Consider the following 19,243-nt stretch of genomic DNA (forward strand, 5'->3'; position numbering starts at 1 on the left):
GGGAAAGGCCTACAAGGTCGCCATGACCGCGTGCATGCGCAAGCTGCTGATCATCCTCAACGCCATCCTCAAGTCCGGTCAACCATGGAGGCAAATCGAGAGCGCTTGACACGGTTGCTCTCCCCTGCCCTCTCCCCCCTCGCGGGGGGCGAGGGGGTTGGTATTACTCCCTCGCCCGTTTGGGGGGAGAGGGCGGGGGTGAGGGCCAGCAGCCGCTGCGGTACGGCCGCGCCGTAACGCCCGTAACGCGCCGCGATTCCGGCGCTCGTCGCGCGCGAGCCCATTTCATCGGACGATGGGCCTCGCGCTCCGCCGCGCGCTGACAATCGCGGCCGCTTTTCACAACACGGCCTCGAGGCCGGCACGCTCGCATGTCCTCCTCCGCCCTGCCTGCCTCGGTTCCCTCTCGCCTGCACGGCCTGGACGCATTGCGCGCCGCGGCGATCCTGCTGGTCTTCGCCTACCACTACCAGGCCTTCGTCAGCGGCCGTCCGACTTTTGGCTGGCTGAGCCAGATCGGCTGGGCGGGCGTCGACCTCTTCTTCGTCCTGAGCGGCTACCTGATCGCCCATCAACTGATGAGCGGCTTCCAACGCGGTGGCCAGCTTTCACTGCCGCGCTTCTACGGCCGGCGCCTGCTGCGCACGCTGCCCAACTTCTACGTCGTGCTGGCGCTCTACTGGCTCTTCCCGCAGGTCCTGGGCGGCCGCGAGCCGCCGCCGCTCTGGCGCTTCCTGACCTTCACGCAGAACATCGAACTCACGCCCGGCACCGCGTTCTCTCACGCCTGGTCCCTGTGCGTCGAGGAGCAGTTCTACCTCGTGCTGCCCGCCGCATTGATGCTGGGCTCGGCCTTGAAGCGCCATCGCCGGGCGCTCGCATGGTCGCTGATCGGCGTGCTGACGCTCGCGGCGATCGCGTGGCGCGATCACCTCTGGCGCCTGTACGGGACACAGGATCCGACCACCGGCTACTACCCGCATCTCTACTACGGCAGTCTTTCACGCCTCGACGAATTCCTGCCCGGTGTCGCGATCGCCTTGCTCAAGCAGGGTCATCCCGCCGCGTGGACCGCGCTGATGCAGCGCGCCAAGACCCTGCTGGCCGTCGCCTGCGCCGCGTGTCTCGGCATGCTGACCCTGATGCTGCACTTCTATTACATCGACGACTACGGCTACGGTCACGCGATGAGCAGCTGGGGTTACAGCGCGCTGGCGTGGAGCTTCGGCGCGTTGGTGCTGGCGGCGCTCGCGCCGCGCGGGCCGATGGCGCGCGTGAACCTGCCTGGCGCCAACGCGCTCGCGCGCTGGTCCTACGCGCTTTACCTGACGCACAAGCCGATCGCCTACGCGCTGGTCAAGCCGCTGGTGGCGCTCGGACTGGCCCGGACCTCCGGCTGGACCGCCGCGATCATCGCCGCCGCCTGCCTGCTCGGCGGCTGGCTGCTGTACCGGCTGGTGGAGCGGCCGTTCCTGGATCTGCGGGACCGCTGGATCCCGTCGCAATTCGACGCTCCGGCCCGTGCTACAACGACGGCCCAAAGGAGTCCTCAGCATGCCTAGCGTCCGTCCCTCCCGCCGCCGTCTCGCGGTCCTGTCCTTCACCGCCGCCGCGCTGGCGCTGGCCACTTCCGCGTGCAGCGGCGCGAGCGCCGATGAGATCGGCGATGTCAGCACCGTGTTCAAGTTCATCGGCCCGAACCACAAGATCGTCGTCGACGCCTACGACGATCCTGGCGTGCAGGGCGTGACCTGCTACGTGTCCCGCGCGAAGACCGGCGGGATCAAGGGCGGCCTGGGCCTGGCCGAGGACAAGTCGGAAGCCTCGATCGCCTGCCGCGCGGTGGGACCGATCAGCTTCCCGAAGGCGCTGCCGAAGCAGGAGGAGGTGTTCTCGGAGCGTTCCTCGCTGGTGTTCAAGCGGCTGCGCGTGGTCCGCATGGTCGACGCGAAGCGCAACACGCTGGTCTACCTCACCTACTCCGACCGCGTCATCGAGGGCTCGCCTCAGAACAGCGTGACCGCGGTCCCGGTGGATCGGGGGACGGTGATTCCGGTGAAGTGACTTCAGAGGGTGGCGACCGGCTGACCGATCGCCACGTCGAATCCCTCATCGATCCATCCCGTCAACCCGCCGATCATCAGCTTCACCGGCCGGCCCAGCTTCGCGAGCCGCACCGCGCCTCGATGGGCGCCGTTGCAATGCGGCCCGGCGCAATAGACGACGAACAGCGTGTCCATCGGATACGCGGCCATCTTCCCCGCGGTGATCTTCCCGTGCGGCAGGCTGACCGAGCCGGGCACGTGGCCGCGCTCGTACAACTCGTGGCTGCGCACGTCGAGCAGCACGAAGTCCTGAACACCGCGCGACAGCGCGTCGTGGACGTCCCAGCAGTCGGTCTCGAAGGCGAAGGCCCGCTCGAAGTGCGCGAGCGCCTGATCGCTCGAGGCGGCGGGGATGGCGGAGACATGCGAGCTCATCGGATTTCCTTCTCGTTGGGGGTGTCGATGGCCGTCAGTGTCCCGCCATGCCGCCTTCCAGGCGAGTGGCCGGAATGACGATGATCGGTAACATCGCGCCATGCCACGATCGCCCTCCCCGCCCCCGACCCCGGTCCCTGACGCGCCCCATCTCGTCGCGATCCTCGCGTACGACCGCCTTTGCATGTTCGAGTTCGGATGCGCCGTCGAGCTCTTCGCGCTCGAGCGTCCGGAGCTCGGTGTCGCCTGGTATCGCCATGCCATCTGCGCGGTCGAGCCGGGTCCGCTGCGCGGCACCGGCGGTGTGCGCGTCGAGGCGCCCTACACGCTCGCGATGCTGCGCCGCGCCGGCACGATCGTCATTCCGGGCTGGCGCGACGCCGGCGAGCGCCCGCCCGAGCCCCTGCTGAAGGCGCTCCGCGCCGCCCATGCGCGCGGCGCGCGCCTGTGCACGATCTGCTCCGGGGTCTTCGTCCTCGCGCATGCCGGCCTGCTCGACGGCCGCCGCGCCACCACGCACTGGCGCTACGTCGAGCGCCTCGCGCGCGAGTTCCCCACGATCCAGGTCGATCCCTCCGCGCTCTACGTCGATGAAGGCAGGCTGATCACCTCGGCCGGATCCGCGGCGGGACTGGACATGCTGATGCACCTCGTGCGCCGCGATCACGGCGCTCGAGTCGCCAACGCGGTGGCGCAGCGGCTCGTGATGTCGCCGCACCGCGAGGGCGGCCAGGCGCAGTTCGTGCCGCGGCCGATGCCCGCCGATGAGGCCAGCCCGATCGCGGTCCTGCAGGACTGGCTGCGCGCCCATCCGCGTGAGACGCACACGATCGCCTCGATGGCGCGCCGCGCGGCGATGAGCGCGCGCACCCTGCAGCGCCGCTTCAAGGAGGCCACCGGCCTGGCGCCGCTCGAATGGCTGACCCGCGAGCGCGTCGCGATCGCCAAGGAACTGCTCGAAATGCGTGAGGCGCTCGACATCGAACGCGTCGCGGACCTCGCCGGACTCGGCTCCCCCGAGTCGATGCGGCGGCACTTCCGGCTGCTGGGCCTGCCAGCGCCCTCGCGCTATCGCCGGCAGTTCGGGTAGCGCGGCGCCCGCTTCAGCGGAACACCACGCACGCCGCGCCCGGCATTGCGATGAAGCGGCCATCGAAGCGCGGCATCCCGTCCTCGCCATCGAGGCCGAACACGCAGACCTGGTGGCTGCGCTGCAGGCAGACCCACAGCTCCCGGCCGTCCGGACTGAGGGTCGCGCTGCGCGGATAGCTGCCCTGAGCCCACACCTCGCCACGCCACGATGGGCACCCTTGTCCGTCGAGATCGAAGACGGCGATCGCATCATGCAGACGGTTCAGCGCGAACAGGCCTCGGCCGTCCGGAGCGATCTGCAGATCCGACGCGTAGTTCAGACCTTCGAAACCCGCGGGCAGGCTGCTGATGCGCAGCCGATGGGTCAAGCGCCCTGTCGCGTCCAGGCCCAGCCAGTCGAGCGCGTTCGCGGCCTCGTTGAGCAGGTAGAGCTGCCCCGCATCCTTTGGATGGAAGACGAAATGACGCGGCCCGCTGCCGGCGGGCAACGGCAGGCCTTCCAGCTCGATCGGCATCGGGGCGCGATCATCGAGGCGCCACACGCGCAGCCGGTCCTGGCCGAGGTCGGTCGCCAGCATCAGCGGCCATCGCGGGTGCCGGCGCACCATGTGCGCATGCGGCTCGGCCCCGGTTCCTGGCGCGATCGACCGGTCCGGGGCCCGCAGCGCGCCGTCATCATCCAGCGCCGCGCCTCGCACGCTGCCATCGCCGTAATGCGCGATCCACGCCTCGCGGGCGCGTTCGTCGAAGGCCAGGTGCACCGGCAGCGCGCCGCCCGTCGCAACGCGCGACATCGGCGTGACCGCTCCATCCGCGGGATCCACCGCGAAGCTCGCGAGCTCGTGACTCTCCTCGAGCAGCACGTGCAGCCGCCGCCCGCCATCGGCCAGATGGAGCCAGGTCGGACTGCCTTCGATCGGCGCGGCAAGACGCGCCCGCACGCGGCCCCCGTCCTCCCGCACCAGCGCGTGGACGCCGCCGCACGACGGGGCATATCCGCCGGCATAGGCGAACGGCACGCCCGGCGGGCGCGCATCGGCAGACGTGTGGACAGTCCTCGGGCTCATGGGGCCGCGACTTTACGTGCGCGCCCGCATCGGGGCCACAATGGCCCGTCGTGACCAGCTCACGCCCGCCTCGCCGGCGGGCGCCGCGCGTATGCATTTCGACGTCCCCACGCTGTTCAGCCTGATGCTGATCCAGTCCCTGGCGCTGGCGTTGCTGCTGCCCTTGCTGCTGGGCTGGTGCGACAGCGTCGCCGCGCGCCGCGCCCAGCTCAGCGCCGCCGCGCAAGCCGCCGGCTGGGCCCTGCTGCTGCTCCCGCCCGAGGGGCTGCGCCTGACCTCGACGATCGCGCTGGGCCTGCTCAGCGTCAGCGTCACGCTGCTGTGGATGGCCGCCGACCGCTGGCTGCCGGGACGCCTGGGCCGCACCGTCCAGTACGGCATGCCGGTGCTGGTGATGGTCGGATACGGCGCCGGCTGGGACAACTACGCGCTGCGGCTGGCCTGGTCCAACGGCTGCATCGGCCTGCAGATGCTGGCCCTGGGCGTCTGCCTGTTGCAGCCGGTCAAGCGCGGCCCCTTCGGCAACCTGCGCTGGCGCCTGCTGTTCACCCTCAGCCTGGGCCTGCTGGCGCTGCTCAATCTGGCGCGCGGCTACCTCGCCGCCTTCGACACCGCCCACCTGCCCAGCTTCGACGCGCAGCATCCGCTCAACATGGCCTTCGCCGTGATGGCCAATGTCTGCGTGCTGGCCGCCGCCATCGCCATCCTCGTGGCCTGGCGCGGCGAGAGCGAGGCCGAGCTGCGCCGCCTCACCCAGGTCGACACCGCCACCGGCCTGGCCAACCGGCGCGCGTTCCAGCAGCGCTCGGTGGACATGATCTCGATGGCGCGCCGCTACAGCGAGCCGCTGATGCTCCTGGTCATGGACCTGGACGGCTGCAAGGCGATCAACACCACCCACGGCGAGGACAAGGGCGACCAGGCGATCGCGCTGTTCGGGCGCTGCCTCGACGAGCAGAAGCGCCTGGGCGACGTCGTCGCCCGCATCGATGGCCAGCGCTTCGCCGTGATGATGGCGCGCTCCGACCTGGTCGGTCCGCCGGCGCTGGATCGCCGCGTGCGCGAGGCGCTGCTCGAGCTGGCGCCGCGCGAACTCGGCTTCACGCTGGGCTACTCGGCGGGCTGGGCCAAGCTGCGCAACGGCGATCGCAACATCGAGGACCTGCTGCACCGCGCCGAAGCGGCGCTCTACGCCGCCAAGCGCCAGGGCAAGGGCCGGCTGTGCGCCGAGCCGGGGCTTGAAGCGGAACTCAGCGTGGCGGCGACCGCCTGAGCGGTGGCCCGCGCGGCATCCGCCCGTCCGGCATTCGCCCGTCCGGGCCGGGCGGCAGCCCGGCTGGCATGGCGCTTGCGTCAGGGTTTTCCAGGTCCCGTTCGCGATCCACGAGATCGTCCGCGCCGGGACGCCTTTGTCCGAGACCTGGAGTCACCGCCCATGCATGTCGCCCTGAATCCCACGGCCATTCACGCCCGAGCCCCGCGCGCCTTCAATCCGCTGGCCAGCGATGACGCAGCCGCACCGCAGCTGCGGCGCGCGCCGATCGAGGTCGTCAAGCTGTCCTCGCGAGATCTGCAGTGGCTGCCGGCGCTGACGACGCTGCTGATCGACAACGTCCATCAAGGCGCATCGCTGGGCTTTCTGGCGCCGCTGTCGCGCTATCAGGCGCTGGACTACTGGCATGGCGTCTTCGCGCGGCTGGGCCAGCATCACCAGCTGTGGATCGCATGCGAATCCGACGGCCCGGGCCGGCTGCTGGGCTCGGTCCAGCTGTCGCTGTGCCCGCTGGCGAATGCGCACCACCGTGGGGAAGTGCAGCGGCTGATGGTGCACAGCCAGGAGCGCAGCCGCGGCGTGGCCGGCCAGCTGATGTCGCGGCTGGAATGCGCGGCGGCGACGCAGGGCCGCTATCTGCTAAGGCTGGAAACCTGCGCCGATTCGCAGGCCGAGTCGGTGTTCGCGCACCTGGGCTGGCAGCGCGCGGGGCAGATCCCCGACCACTGCCATGGCGCCGAAGGCCAGCTGCAGGCGGCCGCGCTCTACTGGAAACGCCTGCCCCACCTGGTGTGAACGGCTCGCCTCGTGCGCGAGGGCGATCGCGCGCTGGGCACGCGGCAACTGGCGTCAGCGTGACACGCGCATCAGCTTGCCGCCGTCGGTGACGGTCAGCAGCGACCCGTCGCGCGCCTGGATCACGTCGCGGAAGCGCTCGCCCAGGTCGCCGAACATCTTCTCCTTGCTGGTCACCGTGTCGCCGTTGACCGTGATGCGCCACAGCGCCATGCCCGCCAGCGAGCCCGAGATCAGCTGCCCGCGCCACTCGGGGAACAGGTCACCCGTGTAGAAGATCAGGCCGGCCGGCGCGATCGAGATCGGCGTCCAGGTCGTCAGCGGCTCGATGTAGTCCGGCGCGTGCGTGCCGCCGCCGATCCGGCAGGCATCACCGACCGGCGAGCCGTACGGACAGCCGTAACTCTTCACCGGCCAGCCGTAGTTCTGGCCGGCGCGCGCGATGTTGACCTCGTCGCCGCCTTGCGGGCCGTGCTCGGTGATCCAGAGCTCGCCCGTCGTGGGATGCAGCGCCGCGCCCTGGATGTTGCGGTGACCGTAGCTCCAGATGCCGGGCTTGGCGCCCGCCGCGAACCGGGGGTTGTCGGCCGGGACGCTGCCATCGCGGTTCACGCGGATCACCTTGCCCAGCGTCTGCTGCAGGTCCTGCGAGGGACTGCCCTTCATGCGCTCGCCGGTGGTGATGTAGAGCGTCCTGTCGCGCGCGAAGACCAGCCGCGAGCCGTAATGGCCCGGGCTGTCGACCTTTGGCGACTGGCGGAAGATCACCTGCACCTCGGTCAGCGCGTCGCCCTGGAGCCGGCCGCGCGCCACCGAGGTGCCGGCCTTGCCGGCCTCGGCGCCGGTGCCCGGCTCGGAGTAGGAGAAGTAGACCCAGTTGCCGCCGGCGCTGGCGAAGTCCGGATCCAGGGCGATCCCCAGCAGGCCGCCCTGCCCGCTGTCCAGCACCTGGGGCACGCCGCTGAGCGTCGCCTCCTTGGCGCCCGCCGCGGACAGGCGCACGATCGAGCCGCCCTTCTGCGTCACCAGCAGCCGGCCATCGGGCAACTGCGCGATGCCCCAGGGACGGTCCAGCCCGCTGCTGAGCGTCTGGATCACCGGCGCCGAAGCGCCGCCGCCCGGCTGGGCAGGGGCGGCCGCGTCGCCGCCGTTGTCTCCGCCACCACCACCGCAAGCGGCGGCGGCCACCACGACCGCCAAGGTCGACATCCATCCCGTCAGGCTCATGTCCGCTGCTCCTCGTGTCCGCCGGAAGTCCCTCGGGAGGCCGGCGCGTCGCCGCCTCAAGATTCCGTGAAGGCCCGAGTCTAGGCCGCCGCCGCGCCGCGTCCACGCCGTGTCCGCGTCGCAAAGGCGAGCAGCCCGCCTCCGCGGGGCCGGCCGGATGCCCCTCGCTTGTGCAGGGCGGGCGCTTCCTCTACGCTGGCCGCAATCCGGCTCCAGACCCACGTCCAACTCTTGCCTGAGAGGAGCGAGCCATGGCCCCCAGTCCCATCTCCGATCCGGAGGGCACCTCCGCCGGCAGCCCAGGCGGCGCCGCGATGCCCCATCACCCTGGCATCGCGGCGATCCGCAGCCTGGCGCTGGCCGGTCCGGCCGGCGCCGGCAAGACCTCGCTGGCCGAGGCGCTGCTGCTCAAGGCCGGCGCGATCAAGAGCGCCGGCAGCGTCGAGAAGGGCAACACGGTCAGCGACCATGACCCGCTCGAGAAGCGGATGCAGCATTCGCTGCAGACCGCGCAGATGCATCTGCTGCATGACGGGCTGCGCGTCCACCTGCTCGACACGCCGGGCGCGCCCGACTTCATCGGCCAGGCGCTGCCCGCGCTGGAGGCGGTCGAATCGGTGGCCATCGTCGTCAACGCCCAGACCGGCCTGGAACTGATGGTCAAGCGGATGATGGAAGCGGCCGCGGGCCGCGGGCTCACCCGGCTGATCGTGGTCAACAAGATCGATGCGCCCGGCGTCGACGCGCAGGCGCTGCTCGGCCAGCTGCAGGAGGCCTTCGGCCGCGAGTGCCTCCCGCTGAACCTGCCCGCGGCGGGCGGCGCGTGCGTGCAGGACTGCTTCTTCGGCTGCAGCGGCGACACTGACTTCGGCTCGGTCGTGGACGCGCACCGCGCGCTGGTCGAGCAGGTGGTCGAGGTCGATCCGGACTTCGTCGACCGCTATCTCAACGACGGCGACGTGCCCGCCTCCGAGCTGCATGCGCCGCTGGAGCAGGCCTTGCGCGAGGGCCACCTGATTCCCGTGTGCTTCGTCTCCGCCCGTACCGGCGCGGGCGTGGCCGAGCTGCTCGAGGTCATCGAGAAGCTGCTGCCCAATCCCTACGAGGCCAACCCGCCGCAGTTCCTGCGCGGCGAGGGCGAGGCCGCCGAGCCGCTGCTGGTCGCCATGGACCCGGCGCAGCACGTGGTCGCCCACGTCTTCAAGATCCAGTCGGATCCCTACCTCGGCAAGCTGGCGATGCTGCGCGTGCACCAGGGCACGCTGAGGAAGAACGCCCAGCTCTACGTCGGACACGCGCGCAAGGCGGTGCGGGTCGCCCATCTGTTCCTGCTGCAGGGCAAGGAGCACGTCGAGATCGAGCAGGCCCTGCCCGGCGACCTGTGCGCGCTGGCCAAGCTCGAGGAGCTCCATTACGACGCGGTACTGCACGATGCGCCCGAAGACGAGCACCTGCATCTGGCACCGATCGCGCTGCCCACGCCGGTGCACGGCGTGGCCATCCGGCCGAGCCGTCATGGCGACGAACAGCGGCTGTGGGAAGTGCTCTCGCGCCTGGTGGAGGAAGACCCCTGCCTGCGCCTGGAACGCGGCGGCGATCAGGAAGGGCTGGGCCCGCAGGGCGGCGAGACGCTGGTGTACGGGCTCGGCGAGCTGCATCTGCGCGTGCTGCTGGAGCGGCTGAAGGACACCTACCGATTCGACGTCCAGACCCAGCCGCCACGCATCGCCTATCGCGAGACGATCACGGCCAAGGCCGAAGGCCATCACCGCCACAAGAAGCAGACCGGCGGCGCCGGCCAGTTCGGCGAGGTCTGGCTGCGCATCGAGCCGCTGGAGCGCGGTGCCGGCTTCGAGTTCCGCGACGAGGTCAAGGGCGGCACGATCCCGGGCCAGTTCATGCCGGCCGTCGAGAAGGGCGTGCGGCAGGCGCTGGCGCAGGGCGTCGTGGCCGGCTATCCGGTGGTGGACCTGCGGGTGACGGTCTTCGACGGGAAGCACCATTCGGTGGACTCGAAGGAGGTCGCGTTCATCACCGCGGGCAAGAAGGCGCTGATCGCGGCGGTGCGCGAGGCGCGGCCGGTGGTGCTCGAGCCCATCGTGCAGGTCGAGATCAGCGCCCCCGAGAGCGCCACCGGCGACATCACCGGCGATCTGGCGTCGCGCCGCGGCCAGGTGCTGGGCACGCGCAGCAGCGTGCCGGGACAGATCGGCGTCGAAGGGCTGGCCCCGCTGGCGGAGCTGAGCGCCTACCAGAACCGCCTCAACGCGATGACGAGCGGCCAGGGACGCTACACGATGGTGCTGTCCCATTACGAGGCGGTGCCACCCAACACGCAGTCGCAACTGGCCGCGGGCTACCACCTCAAGGACGAAGAATGAGCCCCTGATTCGTCCCGGCTCCCGCAGGGGCGGCCGGGCGTTTGTGAACGAAGCTTTATCATTGGGGGATGTGTTCCGCCCCCCGCGACGTCGCGCAGATCCGCCTGGACAACGCGATGCGCCTGTTCGACGAGTTTGTCGCCGCGACGATCAAACATCCCGATGCCGCCGCCTTGCGCGGCCTGGAGCGCCGTTTCGCCGAGCGTCTCCAGATCCAGCCCAGCTATTGGAGCCAGATCAAGAGCCGCTCGCGCCAGATCGGCGAACGGCTGGCCCGCCAGTTCGAACAGCTCAGCCACAAACCAAGCGGCTGGATGGACCAGGAGCATGGCGCCCTTGGCGCCGCGCCGGCCCTGCACGGCCAGGGCAACGCGGCTTTATCAAGCGCAAGCCGCCCGGTGGCCGCGGAGCAGTCTCCCAGCCTGCCGCAGGACGATGACGAGCGCTTCATCGTCGGCCTGGTGCTGACGTACTACCGCCGCCATCCTCAGCGCGCGCGCACGCGTCTGCTGGATCTGCTCGGCGAAGTGCTGACGCCGCCCGCGGCCACCGCGCCGCCTGCGCCCGCGGCCAAGGCCATCGCGTCGCCCGCCGCCGAAGTGGACGAGTGGCGCAAGCTGCAGCAGAGCATCGCGCCGCTCAAGGGCAAGAAGCGTTGATGCAGCGCTGAGCGCTGCCGAGCGCCGGCTCCGCGGCGTTCCCCCTCGCCGCCTCCCGTTCACTCCGGGCCATTCCGGACCCGCTGCACTGCGCCGCGCCATCGCCGCGGCGCGCTCGCGCACGGGTTCGCGTTTACGTTCGGGAAGAGACGTGCCCGCGCCGTCCCGTCGCCGGGGGACAACGTCAGATAAAAACCGCTTGCGCTTGATAATCAGATATTTATCATCTGCGCAACTTTGGAGCCCCCGCCGCAGTGGCCGCGTCTGTCGCGACCGCCCCGGGACCGCGGCGCTCCTGATCACCCACCGATTCGTCTGTCATCACAGGAGGCTGCCATGGCCCAGTTCATCACTCCCCGTCCGCGTCTTGCCTTGACACCGCGCAAGCCGCGCAACCCCTTCGTGGCCCTGAGCCACGGCCGCTCCGCGGGCCGCCACGGCCCCAGCGCCGGCGGCCGCCGCCAGCAGGAACAGCAAGCGCTGAAGCGTGCGCTTCAGCGGTACGACGACTTCAGCCCTTGAGCGGGCCGCCTGCGGCGGATCGGGACGTCTTCCCGGTCCGGCGCAGGCCGCCCAGGGAGACAAGACATGCAAGAGATCACCTTGATGCCGGGCCGCATGCATGGCCTGGCCCGCCAGCAGAGCCTGCGGGGCTGGCTGGCGATCCTGCTGCTCAGCGCCGGCGGGCGCATGATCAGCTGGGCCTGGCGCGTCGCGCCAGCGGCGCGCCGCGATGAAGCGGCCGCCGGCCTGGAGTTCCACGCCGATGCCGACGGCAGCGGCCGGATCTATGTCGATGGCCAACTGCGGGGCACCCTCTCGGGTGTGCAGCGGCTGTGATGCCCGTCTGGCTGGCGGTCATCCTGGCCGCAGTGGGGATCAAGCTCGCGGGCGCCGAGCCGATATACGATGAACGATCACCGTGTATCGCCGCCCACGCGGCGACCTCGCTTCATGACTCAGAGCGTCCCGCCCGCTGCCTCTGCCCCGCCGGGGAACGGAGAGGGGAATCCGCCGGTTCCGCCTCCGTTCCAGCCGCTGACCCGGCCTTTGCCGGATCTGGCGGCGTGGACGGCGCACTTCCGCGGCATGGAGATTCCGGTGCTGGCCAGCACGGCCGAGCAACTGGAGCTCTGGCGCGCGAATGAGGACGCGGTCGACGCGCACCTCCTCGGCGAGGTCCTGAGCAAGGACCCGCTGATGACGCTGAAGGTGTTGGCGCATGCCGCATCGAGGCGCTCCAGCCGGCTGCTGACCGACGCCGAGACGGTCACGGCCGCGCTGGTGCTGATGGGCATCACCCCCTTCTTCCGGAACTTCGGCGAGCAGCCCACCGTCGAGCAGCGTTTGGCCTCGCGGCCCGAGGCGCTCGCCGGCGTCCAGCGCGTGCTGCATCGCGCCGAGCGCGCGGCCCGTTTCGCGCTGGGCTTCGCCGCGCACCGCGTCGATCCCGATGCCGCCGTCATCCACAGCGCGGCGCTGCTGCACGATTTCTCGGAAATGCTGCTGTGGTGCGAAGCCCCCGACCTGGCGCTGGAGATCCAGCGCCGGCAGCAGGCCGATCCGGCGCTGCGCAGCATCGCGGCGCAGCGCGCGGTGCTGGGTGTCGAGCTCGGCGACCTCGAGCAGGCGCTGATGCGCAGCTGGCATCTGCCCGAGCTGCTCGCGCACATCGTCGATGACAAGAAGAGCCATGATCCGCAGGTTCGCTCGGTGATGCTGGCGGTGCGGCTGGCGCGGCACACCGCGCAGAGCTGGGAGAACCCGGCGGTGCCCGACGACCTCATCGAGATCGGCGAGTTGCTGAGCCTGTCCCCTGCCCACACGCTGAAACTGGTCCACGAGGTCGACGGCACCGTCTGAGCGCCGCGCGCGGTAGGCTGCGCGTCTTCACGACAGCGCGACACGCGCGAGGAGACGAGACATGGCGGGCCCCGATCGCGAGTTCTGGCAACAACGATTCGAGAGCGGCCAGACCGGCTGGGATCGCGGTGGGCCGCATCCCCAGCTGGCCGCCTGGCTCGAGGAAGGCGTGCTGCCCAAGGGCGCGCGCATCGCGGTCCCCGGCTGCGGCCGCGGTCATGAACTCGCGGTGCTGGCGCGCGCGGGGCTCGACGTGACGGGGCTGGATTACACGCCGGCGGCCGTCGACATCGCACGGGCCAAGCTCAAGGAGGAGCAGTTGCCGGGCCGCGTCGAACAGGCGGATGTGCTGGCCTGGCGCCCGGACCAGCCGCTGGATCTGGTCTATGAGCAGACCTGCCTGTGCGCCCTGCACCCGGACCAATGGACCACTTACGCCGAGCAGCTGCAGCGCTGGCTGAAGCCGGGCGGCCGCCTGCTGGCGCTGTTCATGCAGGCGCGCCGCGAGGAGTCGGAGCAAGGCCAGGTCATCGGTCCCCCCTACCACTGCGACATCAACGCGATGCGCGCGCTGTTCCCGCTGTCGCTGTGGAAGTGGCCGGCGCCTCCCTACGCCCAGCGCCCTCATGAGCGCGGCTGGTTCGAACTCGCCGTCGTGCTGGAGCGCCGCTGAGCCAGCCGCTGAGCCCACCACAGAGCCCGCCGCTCAGCGCGGGTCCGCGATGTGGATCAGACCGGCATCGCCGTCGTGTTCTTGAGCCGGTCCAGCACGAAACTGGTCTTGCAGTCCTGCACGCTGGGATGGCGCAGCAGGGTGTCGCTGATGAAGCGCGCGTAATGGCTCATGTCCTCGACGAGCACACGCAGGAGGTAGTCCATCTCCCCCGTCAGGGCGGCGCATTCCACCACTTCGGGCCAGGTCTGCACCGCCGCCCGGAACAGGTCCATCGGGGTGCGCTTGTGGCTCTCGGTGTGCTTTTCGAGCCGCACGTTGATGTAGGCCGTGAGACCCAGTCCCACGCGCTCCGGGTTGACCAGCGCGACGTAGGCGGTGATCACGCCGTCCTCCTCCAGCCGGCGCACGCGCCGCAGCACCGCGGACGACGACAGGTTCACCTGCGCCGCCAGCGCGTCGTAGGTCATCCGTCCGTCCGCCTGCAGAGCCTGGAGGATGCGCCGGTCGATCGCGTCGAGCTCGATCTGCTTGTCCATCCGCGGATTCTTGCAGGAATCTTGCGCCCTCCCCCTTCGGCGCGCCATGGATCGCAGTAATCCTGCGCCTCCCTCCTCCTACAGTGACGCCATCGCATTCCTGATCAGATCCCCTTGACCGGGGCACCGGAGACACGCATGGCATTCACTCCCTGGGACAACCCGATGGGTACGGACGGCTTCGAATTCATCGAGTTCGCGGCGCCCGATCCCGCCGCGCTTGGCGCGCTGTTCACGTCGATGGGCTTCACCGCCGTGGCCCGTCACCGCCACAAGAACGTCACGCTGTACCGCCAGGGCGACGTCAACTTCATCATCAACGCCGAGCAGGACGCCTTCGCCCAGCGCTTCGCGCGGCTGCACGGCCCGTCGATCTGCGCGATCGCGTTCCGGGTCAAGGATGCCGCCTTCGCCTACCAGCGCGCGCTGGAACTCGGCGCCTGGGGCTTCGACAACAAGGCCGGCCCGATGGAGCTGAACATCCCGGCCATCAAGGGCATCGGCGACTCGCTGATCTATTTCGTCGATCGCTGGCAAGGCAAGAACGGCGCGGCACCGGGCGAGATCGGCAACATCAGCATCTACGACGTCGACTTCGTCCCCCTGCTGGACGCCGAGGGCAAGCCGGTCCCCTCCACGCCCAAGGGCCATGGCCTGACCTACATCGATCACCTGACTCACAACGTCTTCCGCGGCCGGATGAAGGAATGGGCCGAGTTCTATGAGCGCCTGTTCAACTTCCGCGAAGTCCGCTATTTCGACATCGAGGGCAAGCTGACCGGCCTGAAGTCCAAGGCGATGACCAGCCCCTGCGGCAAGATCCGCATCCCGATCAACGAGAGCAGCGACGACAAGAGCCAGATCGCCGAGTATCTGGACCTCTATCACGGCGAAGGCATCCAGCACGTGGCGCTGGGCACCGACGACATCTATCGCACCGTCGAGGGCATGAAGGACACGGGCGTCGCGTTCCAGGACACCATCGACACCTACTACGACCTGGTCGCCAAGCGTCTGCCCGAGCACAAGGAGAATCTGGACGAGCTGCGCCGCCTGCGCATCCTCATCGACGGCGCCGCCCACCAGGGCGCGCCGCACGAGCTGCTGCTCCAGATCTTCACGAAGGAAGTGATCGGACCGATCTTCTTCGAGATCATCCAACGCAAGGGCAATGAGGGCTTCGGCGAGGGCAACTTCAAGGCGCTGTTCGAGAGCATCGAGCTCGACCAGATCCGCCGCGGCGTCCTGAAGGCCGACGCCTGATCGACACGCTGAACTCGCGCTGACTCAGCCCACTCGTACGGTGGGCTCTTCGAGCAGCGCCATCGCCCTTTCGAGGGCCTGGGGCTCGAAGACGAGCTGCAGATGTCCCCGCGCCGGGAGGTGCAGGACCCGGGCCCCGGGCAGGATCGCCGTCTCCGACGGAAACACGATCTGGTCGCAGTGCCCATAGAGGCAATCGAAGTGGTCCGCCAGATGCGCGGGCTCGTCGCGCGCCAGCTGGTTCAGCCACTCGGAATCGCCTCGCATCTGCCGGGCGTTCTCCGTCGTACCGAGTTTCGCCAGCAGCGTTCCGTGGTGCGGCGTGCCCAGCGTCAGGATGCGGTGGATGCGGCTGAAGTCGTGTCCGGTGCTGCGCCACCAGGCGCGCGCGCTCAAGCCCCCCATGCTGTGCGCGACGATCAATGGCGGCAGGCCGGTGAGCTCGTGCAGCGTGCGCATCGCCGCATCGATCTGCGGCACATAGCGCTCGATCGACCCGAAGGCGGGCTCCTGCGTGAGCGCGACGAACGGGATCCCGCGATGTCGCAGCGCCTTCATCCAGCCGTTCCAAAGGCCGCGGTTGCAGTTGTACCCGTGCAGGAAGAGCACGCCCCGCCGGCCCCGGGCTTGATCCGGGACGGGAAGGAAGTCGGGTTCCTGGCGTTCCGCCCACGGTTGCTGCCACCCGAACACCCGCGTCACCGCGACGACCTCACGCCACCAGGCCTGGAGCAGATCTCCCATCGGGGCGACTGGCAAGCCCGGCGCCGGCGGCACGAATCGCAACGCCAGGAAATGCGGAAGCATCACGAGCGGCGATCCCAGCACGAAGAGCGCAAGGACACCGACGCCGGCCCATGCATGCCAATGAATACCGGCACCCAGGGCGAGCAGCGGCCCGACGATCCAACGAAACAAGAAGGTGAGGCGCTGCAGCCTGCCGTTCATCCGGACTCCGACATCAAAAAAGGGGCGAGTGTAGGCGCCCGTGCCGAGGCCTGGGACTGTCCCTGACGTGACGACCGGGCCTAGGGCATCCCCGCTACGAGGCCGCCAAGGCAGCGGCCAGCATCGGCGGATCCTTTCGGGATCCACATCCACATCAAGAATGCGACGAGGAGACATGAGCGCAACCTACGCCGACAAGCCCTGGCTCAAGAACTATCCGCCAGGCGTTCCTGCCGAGATCCCGGTCGACGTCTATCCCTCGCTGGTGGCCCTGCTGGAGGAGGCCTTCCGGAAGCACGCGCATCGCGACGCGGCGGCCTGCATGGATCAGCGCCTCACGTTCGCGCAGGTGGATGTGCTTTCGCGCTCGCTGGGCGCTTGGCTGCAGGCGCGCGGGCTGCCGCCGGGCGCACGCGTCGCGATCATGATGCCCAACGTCCTGCAGTACATGGTGGCGATCGCCGCCATCCTGCGCGCCGGATTCGTGGTGGTGAACGTCAATCCGCTTTACACGCCTCGAGAACTGGAACATCAGCTGAAGGACTCCGGCGCGGAAGCCATCATCGTGTTGGAGAACTTCGCGAAGACGCTCTCCGAGGTGATCGAGCGAACGCAAGTCAAACACGTGGTGCTCACCGGGCTGGGGGACATGCTCGGCTGGTGGAAAGGACCGCTCATCAATTTCGCGGTGCGCCACATCAAGAAGATGGTGCCGGAGTTTCGGTTGCCACTCGCCAATGGGCGTTCGGTCACTCGCTTCAATCAAGCCTTGTCCGAGGGCGGGCGGCTGCAGTTGAAGCCGGTGACCATCAGCGCCGACGATCCGGCGTTTCTCCAGTACACCGGCGGGACGACAGGTTTGTCCAAAGGCGCGACCTTGCTTCATCGAAATGTGGTCGCGAATATTCTGCAGAGCGAGGCGTGGTTTGCACCCATGCTCAATCGGCTTGGCGACAAACCCTTGACCATTGTTTGCGCCCTCCCCCTTTATCACATCTTCGCGCTGACTGCGTGCTATATGCTGGGGGCTCGGATGGGAATCATGAATCTGCTGATTCCGAATCCCCGTGACATTCAAGGCCTGATCGCCACGCTGCGCAACTATCGCGTGAACATGTTCCCGGCCGTGAACACGCTATTCAATGCGTTGGCCAATGATCCAGCTTTCTCGAAACTCGACTTCAGCGAGTTGGTGATCTCCAACGGGGGCGGTATGGCAGTACAGCAGGCGACGGCCGAGAAATGGGCGCGAATCACGGGGTGCCCCGTGGTCGAAGGATATGGGCTCTCGGAGACGTCCCCAGTGGCCACGGTCAATCGCCTCGATCTTGATCAATTCAACGGATCCATCGGTCTGCCCGTGCCCAATACGGAGATTGCGATCCGCGATGACGCGGGCAACGACGTGCCCCTTGGCGAGCGCGGCGAAATCTGTATTCGAGGGCCGCAGGTGATGGCGGGATACTGGAACCGTCCCGAAGAATCTGCGGAGGCTATCAGCCCGGATGGCTTCTTCAAGACCGGGGATATTGGTGTGATGGATTCGGAGGGCTTCACCCGCATCGTCGATCGTAAGAAGGACATGATCTTGGTCAGCGGTTTCAATGTCTACCCGACCGAGATTGAGCAGGTGGTCAACCACCATCCGGGAGTCCTCGAATGCGCCGCCATCGGAGTACCCGACCCGCATTCCGGCGAGGCAGTCAAGCTGTTTGTCATCAAGAAGGATGCCGCGCTGGCGGAAGAGGATCTCTCCAACTATTGCCACAAACAATTGACTGGCTATAAGCGACCAAAATATATTGAGTTTCGCGACGAACTGCCGAAGACCAACGTAGGCAAAATCTTGAGGCGAGAATTGCGCCAATAATTGACGGCGAAACAAGGCCATGCTGCCCTCCGGCATCACCGTCCTCGAGCGAGGCTGGCTCTCCTCGAATAACGTCATCTTGCATGGAGCGACGCCCGAGGAGGGCGCGGTACTGATCGACACCGGCTACGCCACGCACGCCGACCAAACCTTGGAACTGGTGCATTCCGCCGTGTCTCCCGGAGAAACCGTTCGGCTCATCGCCAATACCCACCTCCATTCCGACCACTGCGGTGGGAATGCGGCGCTTGTGGAGAAATACGGCTGCCCGATTCATATTCCACCTGGAGAATTCGAGGCTGCCTCAAGCTGGGACGAGGCCGCCCTCAGCTTCAAGGCCACGGGCCAGCGCTGCGCTCGGTTCACGCCAGCTGGAAAGCTCTTACCGGGAAGAACCCTTCATCAGGGTGACAGAGAATGGCGAATTCATGCAGCTCCTGGGCACGATCCCCATTCCGTCATCCTATTTGAGCCGGGCAGCCGCACGTTGATTTCTGCGGACGCCCTTTGGGAGAAGGGGTTTGGCATCGTCTTCCCAGAACTCGACGGCACCGACGCCTTCGACGAGGTCGACGCGACACTAGACCTGATCGAAGAACTCTCTCCTGCGCTGGTCATCCCAGGGCACGGCGAGCCCTTTCAGGCGGTCGCGGCAGCGCTGCAGCTGTCTCGCAGTCGGCTGGCGCACTATCGACGACACCCCGATCGACATGCAGCAAGCGCGATCAAGGCGCTCATGGTCTTCCACATGCTTGAGACTCAGCGGTGCTCTCGCGTTGAACTCAATCAATGGCTGGACCACACGCCTATTGCCACCCGAATGCGCGAACGCTATTGGCCGACGCTTGATACGCACGAATGGTCCTCGCGCCTCGTGGCGGAACTCATACAAGCGGGCACGCTATGGCAGCCAGCGGAGCACCTATTCGCCGCACGCGTGAAGTGACCGCGGGAACCCAAAAGCAAAAACCCCTCGACCAGTACTGATCGAGGGGTTTGCGGGATATTAGCCTGACGATGACCTACTTTCACACGGGAATCCGCACTATCATCGGCGCTGAGTCGTTTCACGGTCCTGTTCGGGATGGGAAGGGGTGGGACCGACTCGCTATG

At 68.3% G+C, this 19,243-nt stretch carries 19 protein-coding genes, 1 rRNA gene and 1 pseudogene; 15 read left to right on the top strand and 6 right to left on the bottom strand.

The genetic code is table 11. The features are described 5' to 3' along the window. The 3 genes and pseudogenes from ABDW61_RS25705 to ABDW61_RS25715 all read left to right on the top strand — a co-directional run. Positions 1–109: pseudogene (locus ABDW61_RS25705) on the top strand (IS110 family transposase); the annotation flags it as partial. A 262-nt stretch (positions 110–371) separates the two neighbouring features. After that, on the top strand, positions 372–1,562 hold the full coding sequence (locus ABDW61_RS25710) for an acyltransferase (protein WP_343642863.1): 1,191 nt from the start codon (positions 372–374) through the stop codon (positions 1,560–1,562). After that, the gene (locus ABDW61_RS25715) at positions 1,555–2,064 is read left to right on the top strand and encodes a CreA family protein (RefSeq protein ID WP_343642864.1); all 510 of its coding nucleotides are present in this window, start codon (positions 1,555–1,557) and stop codon (positions 2,062–2,064) included. The genes ABDW61_RS25710 and ABDW61_RS25715 overlap by 8 nt, the downstream gene beginning before the upstream one ends. Before the next feature lie 2 nt (positions 2,065–2,066). Here the strand turns inward: ABDW61_RS25715 and ABDW61_RS25720 are convergent, their stop codons facing one another. Beyond that, positions 2,067–2,480: a rhodanese-like domain-containing protein gene (locus ABDW61_RS25720; protein WP_343642866.1), complete on the bottom strand. Its 414-nt coding sequence runs from the start codon at positions 2,478–2,480 to the stop codon at positions 2,067–2,069. A 100-nt stretch (positions 2,481–2,580) separates the two neighbouring features. On the opposite strand from ABDW61_RS25720, the gene ftrA reads away from it, so the two are divergent. Continuing rightward, the gene (ftrA, locus tag ABDW61_RS25725; protein ID WP_343642868.1) at positions 2,581–3,570 is read left to right on the top strand and encodes a transcriptional regulator FtrA; all 990 of its coding nucleotides are present in this window, start codon (positions 2,581–2,583) and stop codon (positions 3,568–3,570) included. 13 nt (positions 3,571–3,583) lie between these two features. Here the strand turns inward: ftrA and ABDW61_RS25730 are convergent, their stop codons facing one another. Further along, positions 3,584–4,639, bottom strand: a complete 1,056-nt coding sequence (locus tag ABDW61_RS25730; protein WP_343642869.1) for a beta-propeller fold lactonase family protein — start codon at positions 4,637–4,639, stop codon at positions 3,584–3,586. Positions 4,640–4,679: 40 nt separating this feature from the next. Between ABDW61_RS25730 and ABDW61_RS25735 the strand changes: the two genes are divergently transcribed. Then, positions 4,680–5,912: a GGDEF domain-containing protein gene (locus tag ABDW61_RS25735; RefSeq protein ID WP_343642870.1), complete on the top strand. Its 1,233-nt coding sequence runs from the start codon at positions 4,680–4,682 to the stop codon at positions 5,910–5,912. Positions 5,913–6,074: 162 nt separating this feature from the next. Then, entirely contained in the window at positions 6,075–6,707 is a 633-nt protein-coding gene (locus ABDW61_RS25740) for a GNAT family N-acetyltransferase (RefSeq protein ID WP_343642872.1), read from the top strand. 54 nt (positions 6,708–6,761) lie between these two features. On the opposite strand, the gene ABDW61_RS25745 is transcribed toward ABDW61_RS25740, so the two are convergent. Then, complete coding sequence (locus ABDW61_RS25745; RefSeq protein ID WP_343642873.1) at positions 6,762–7,934, bottom strand: PQQ-dependent sugar dehydrogenase; 1,173 nt, start codon at positions 7,932–7,934, stop codon at positions 6,762–6,764. A 314-nt stretch (positions 7,935–8,248) separates the two neighbouring features. On the opposite strand from ABDW61_RS25745, the gene fusA reads away from it, so the two are divergent. From fusA to ABDW61_RS25775, 6 genes are all read left to right on the top strand, one after another. Then, positions 8,249–10,315, top strand: coding sequence for an elongation factor G (gene fusA / locus ABDW61_RS25750; RefSeq protein ID WP_343642889.1), 2,067 nt, complete (start codon positions 8,249–8,251; stop codon positions 10,313–10,315). A 68-nt stretch (positions 10,316–10,383) separates the two neighbouring features. Further along, positions 10,384–10,974, top strand: coding sequence for a hypothetical protein (locus tag ABDW61_RS25755; RefSeq protein ID WP_343642874.1), 591 nt, complete (start codon positions 10,384–10,386; stop codon positions 10,972–10,974). 336 nt (positions 10,975–11,310) lie between these two features. Then, positions 11,311–11,496: a hypothetical protein gene (locus ABDW61_RS25760; RefSeq protein ID WP_343642875.1), complete on the top strand. Its 186-nt coding sequence runs from the start codon at positions 11,311–11,313 to the stop codon at positions 11,494–11,496. 66 nt (positions 11,497–11,562) lie between these two features. Continuing rightward, entirely contained in the window at positions 11,563–11,814 is a 252-nt protein-coding gene (locus ABDW61_RS25765) for a hypothetical protein (RefSeq protein ID WP_343642876.1), read from the top strand. Positions 11,815–12,024: 210 nt separating this feature from the next. Continuing rightward, on the top strand, positions 12,025–12,837 hold the full coding sequence (locus ABDW61_RS25770; protein ID WP_343642877.1) for an HDOD domain-containing protein: 813 nt from the start codon (positions 12,025–12,027) through the stop codon (positions 12,835–12,837). Positions 12,838–12,898: 61 nt separating this feature from the next. Then, positions 12,899–13,510, top strand: coding sequence for a methyltransferase domain-containing protein (locus tag ABDW61_RS25775; RefSeq protein ID WP_343642879.1), 612 nt, complete (start codon positions 12,899–12,901; stop codon positions 13,508–13,510). A gap of 56 nt (positions 13,511–13,566) precedes the next feature. On the opposite strand, the gene ABDW61_RS25780 is transcribed toward ABDW61_RS25775, so the two are convergent. Further along, complete coding sequence (locus ABDW61_RS25780; RefSeq protein WP_343642881.1) at positions 13,567–14,049, bottom strand: Lrp/AsnC family transcriptional regulator; 483 nt, start codon at positions 14,047–14,049, stop codon at positions 13,567–13,569. A gap of 138 nt (positions 14,050–14,187) precedes the next feature. Here ABDW61_RS25780 and hppD point away from each other — a divergent pair, with 138 nt between their 5' ends. Continuing rightward, on the top strand, positions 14,188–15,312 hold the full coding sequence (gene hppD / locus ABDW61_RS25785; RefSeq protein WP_343642882.1) for a 4-hydroxyphenylpyruvate dioxygenase: 1,125 nt from the start codon (positions 14,188–14,190) through the stop codon (positions 15,310–15,312). A 24-nt stretch (positions 15,313–15,336) separates the two neighbouring features. Here hppD and ABDW61_RS25790 read toward each other — a convergent pair whose 3' ends face one another. Continuing rightward, entirely contained in the window at positions 15,337–16,260 is a 924-nt protein-coding gene (locus tag ABDW61_RS25790; protein ID WP_343642883.1) for a permease, read from the bottom strand. Positions 16,261–16,435: 175 nt separating this feature from the next. Between ABDW61_RS25790 and ABDW61_RS25795 the strand changes: the two genes are divergently transcribed. Together ABDW61_RS25795 and ABDW61_RS25800 are read left to right on the top strand one after the other, a co-directional pair. Continuing rightward, positions 16,436–18,130: a long-chain-fatty-acid--CoA ligase gene (locus tag ABDW61_RS25795; protein ID WP_343642885.1), complete on the top strand. Its 1,695-nt coding sequence runs from the start codon at positions 16,436–16,438 to the stop codon at positions 18,128–18,130. Positions 18,131–18,149: 19 nt separating this feature from the next. Next, a complete protein-coding gene (locus tag ABDW61_RS25800) occupies positions 18,150–19,076 on the top strand; it encodes an MBL fold metallo-hydrolase (RefSeq protein ID WP_343642887.1) in 927 nt (308 codons plus the stop codon). A gap of 63 nt (positions 19,077–19,139) precedes the next feature. On the opposite strand, the gene rrf is transcribed toward ABDW61_RS25800, so the two are convergent. Next, positions 19,140–19,243: ribosomal RNA gene (rrf, locus tag ABDW61_RS25805) — 5S ribosomal RNA — on the bottom strand; the annotation flags it as partial.

This window comes from Roseateles sp., from assembly GCF_039595595.1.
Classification (GTDB): Bacteria; Pseudomonadota; Gammaproteobacteria; order Burkholderiales; family Burkholderiaceae_C; genus Roseateles.

What these genes read in the sequence shown, in the direction of transcription:
- fusA (WP_343642889.1), top strand. Translation starts at nt 8,249, where the DNA reads ATGCCCCATCACCCTGGCATCGCGGCGATCCGCAGCCTGGCGCTGGCC.
- ABDW61_RS25780 (WP_343642881.1), bottom strand. Translation starts at nt 14,049, where the DNA reads ATGGACAAGCAGATCGAGCTCGACGCGATCGACCGGCGCATCCTCCAG.
- ftrA (WP_343642868.1), top strand. Translation starts at nt 2,581, where the DNA reads ATGCCACGATCGCCCTCCCCGCCCCCGACCCCGGTCCCTGACGCGCCC.
- ABDW61_RS25735 (WP_343642870.1), top strand. Translation starts at nt 4,680, where the DNA reads ATGGCCCGTCGTGACCAGCTCACGCCCGCCTCGCCGGCGGGCGCCGCG.
- ABDW61_RS25775 (WP_343642879.1), top strand. Translation starts at nt 12,899, where the DNA reads ATGGCGGGCCCCGATCGCGAGTTCTGGCAACAACGATTCGAGAGCGGC.
- hppD (WP_343642882.1), top strand. Translation starts at nt 14,188, where the DNA reads ATGGCATTCACTCCCTGGGACAACCCGATGGGTACGGACGGCTTCGAA.
- ABDW61_RS25755 (WP_343642874.1), top strand. Translation starts at nt 10,384, where the DNA reads ATGTGTTCCGCCCCCCGCGACGTCGCGCAGATCCGCCTGGACAACGCG.
- ABDW61_RS25740 (WP_343642872.1), top strand. Translation starts at nt 6,075, where the DNA reads ATGCATGTCGCCCTGAATCCCACGGCCATTCACGCCCGAGCCCCGCGC.
- ABDW61_RS25760 (WP_343642875.1), top strand. Translation starts at nt 11,311, where the DNA reads ATGGCCCAGTTCATCACTCCCCGTCCGCGTCTTGCCTTGACACCGCGC.
- ABDW61_RS25720 (WP_343642866.1), bottom strand. Translation starts at nt 2,480, where the DNA reads ATGAGCTCGCATGTCTCCGCCATCCCCGCCGCCTCGAGCGATCAGGCG.
- ABDW61_RS25715 (WP_343642864.1), top strand. Translation starts at nt 1,555, where the DNA reads ATGCCTAGCGTCCGTCCCTCCCGCCGCCGTCTCGCGGTCCTGTCCTTC.
- ABDW61_RS25795 (WP_343642885.1), top strand. Translation starts at nt 16,436, where the DNA reads ATGAGCGCAACCTACGCCGACAAGCCCTGGCTCAAGAACTATCCGCCA.
- ABDW61_RS25745 (WP_343642873.1), bottom strand. Translation starts at nt 7,934, where the DNA reads ATGAGCCTGACGGGATGGATGTCGACCTTGGCGGTCGTGGTGGCCGCC.
- ABDW61_RS25730 (WP_343642869.1), bottom strand. Translation starts at nt 4,639, where the DNA reads ATGAGCCCGAGGACTGTCCACACGTCTGCCGATGCGCGCCCGCCGGGC.
- ABDW61_RS25800 (WP_343642887.1), top strand. Translation starts at nt 18,150, where the DNA reads ATGCTGCCCTCCGGCATCACCGTCCTCGAGCGAGGCTGGCTCTCCTCG.
- ABDW61_RS25765 (WP_343642876.1), top strand. Translation starts at nt 11,563, where the DNA reads ATGCAAGAGATCACCTTGATGCCGGGCCGCATGCATGGCCTGGCCCGC.
- ABDW61_RS25710 (WP_343642863.1), top strand. Translation starts at nt 372, where the DNA reads ATGTCCTCCTCCGCCCTGCCTGCCTCGGTTCCCTCTCGCCTGCACGGC.
- ABDW61_RS25790 (WP_343642883.1), bottom strand. Translation starts at nt 16,260, where the DNA reads ATGAACGGCAGGCTGCAGCGCCTCACCTTCTTGTTTCGTTGGATCGTC.